This window comes from Streptomyces sp. NPDC002643 (genome assembly GCF_053592555.1).
On sequence record NZ_JBSFVY010000083.1, the window covers coordinates 1 to 1,775 of the forward strand.

A 1,775-nucleotide genomic window follows, 5' to 3' on the forward strand; every position below is an offset into this window, starting at 1 on the left:
ATTCCGATCCCCCCTTTGCTCTCGCAAAAATTTTCAATTCTCTTTTAAAAACCAATTTTCCATTTTCCTTTTTTCGTTCGTCAATTTCGTTTTTAATTTTTCTTGATTCTTTCTTTCATTTCGTCTTCGTTACTCTCTGTTCTGAATTTCTCACGTGTTCTCTCCCCCAGTTCTGGTTCATGTCGCTTACGTCGCTTAGGTCGCTTAGCCTCAAAATCCCTGGTCAGAGCCTTCTACCCTATGTCGCTTAGCCATGTCGCTTAGCCCCTAAGCGACATTTGATCAAGGTCACTTGGAGCCGAGCCGTCCATGAGTAGGTCACAGTAAGTGATGGTGCATTGTATTCCGTCGAATATAAAGACGTTTGATAGAGGAGATGGATAATGCATCATTATGGCAGTGAATAACGTGTTCATGCTGTGAAAATCATTTGCAATTTGCAATATCAGAGTTGCGCAAACTTTCGACACGCCCGATGCCCAATGATGTGACCCACATCACATAGGCGCGAGAAGGGCACTGTACGCCTCTCTAGCATGATCCATACTCACTTAAGGGTGACTGCCTCACAGGCCACTTCTACCCCGTTACACGGGCATACAGGAGGGTTCTCGGACGTCTGAGGGGGAACGATGTGCGGGTGATCTGACGTAGGTTCTCTCTGTCTCTAACTTTCTCCGTCAGATGGTTGACTCTCTCGTCTTGCTCCCGTACATTAGAAGCATAAGGAACGACGGAACGCACGGACTTGAACTAGCCGTGTAAGACGCTTAGAAAGGTCCCATACAAGGCATTAGATTCGTCTAAAGCTTTGAATGGACGTTGGATCTTCTGTTCTTTGACAATAGAATCTCTCTACCTTATGAATGCGTCAGTATTCGTAGCCTACTTTGATGGTAGAGAAGAAGTTGTGCGTAAAAGATCGCCGCTTCTTCTTACGCCTAAAGTATGTCGAGTGCGAATACTTATCGGATGCGTCTCGGGTAGATGGCGAGAAAGCCTTAATAGATTCAGATGCTCGCGTATGCTGTGCCGGATGGCTGAGGGAACTAGGTTCACTTAGATACGGAGAGAACGAAGCCGTATTGGCGTGAATAATGGATCGAACGCATACTTCCCTAAATACGCGCTGGTAGTCGGTAGCTAAGTGTAGTTGCGATCCGCCGAACTACCTGCCCATGATGCAAGAAACGTGGGAAATCCAATGACAAAGACCTTGTCTTATGCCATACTCTCTACTGATGGTCATGGTTGCCGGAACATCAAGCCGACAGCCTTAATCACCAATCGGGAGGAAACCGAAATGGCAGAGAAGAAGGCATTCGACTTCGGTTCGGCTCTTTCTAAGGCATCCTTCAAGGATGAGCTTACGTCGAAGGTGACTGCCGGACGCACGCGGACTCCGAGTGCATTCGATGAACCTCTGAAGAAGGCTCACCAGGGCGGAAAGGTTCTCGCAATCGACCTTCCTACGGATGCCGTAGAAGACGCGTTGAAGGAAGCCCGTTCGGCCGCTCGTTACTTGGGGTTCCGGCTGGAAGTCGGACAGACGGATAACGGGAAGGGTGTGACAAGTCTCGAACTGAAGCCGATGCCGAAGCGGACTCGTCAGACGAAGAAGACGGAAGAGACTCCGTCGGAGTAACAGAAGTAAGTGTTTGAACGACGGTGGTGCACATGGCAGAAGCTATGTGCACCTTCCGCGTTTGCGCACTTGCGTAAACGGTTCATGCAGCCATCACCGAATCCTAGGAGGAATCGAAGCATGAACCCTG

The 1,775-nt window shown here is 48.8% G+C and carries 1 protein-coding gene; it reads left to right on the top strand.

Going from position 1 to position 1,775, the window contains the following annotated elements; all coding sequences use genetic code 11:
- Window positions 1-1,303 precede the first annotated feature (1,303 nt).
- Window positions 1,304-1,645 (top strand): hypothetical protein, encoded by a 342-nt coding sequence (locus tag ACWD4G_RS45590; protein ID WP_451304656.1) that lies wholly within the window; start codon window positions 1,304-1,306, stop codon window positions 1,643-1,645.
- Window positions 1,646-1,775: the final 130 nt, after the last annotated feature.

Excerpts from the sequence above, each read along its gene's own strand:
- ACWD4G_RS45590 (WP_451304656.1), top strand. The coding sequence starts at position 1,304 with ATGGCAGAGAAGAAGGCATTCGACTTCGGTTCGGCTCTTTCTAAGGCA.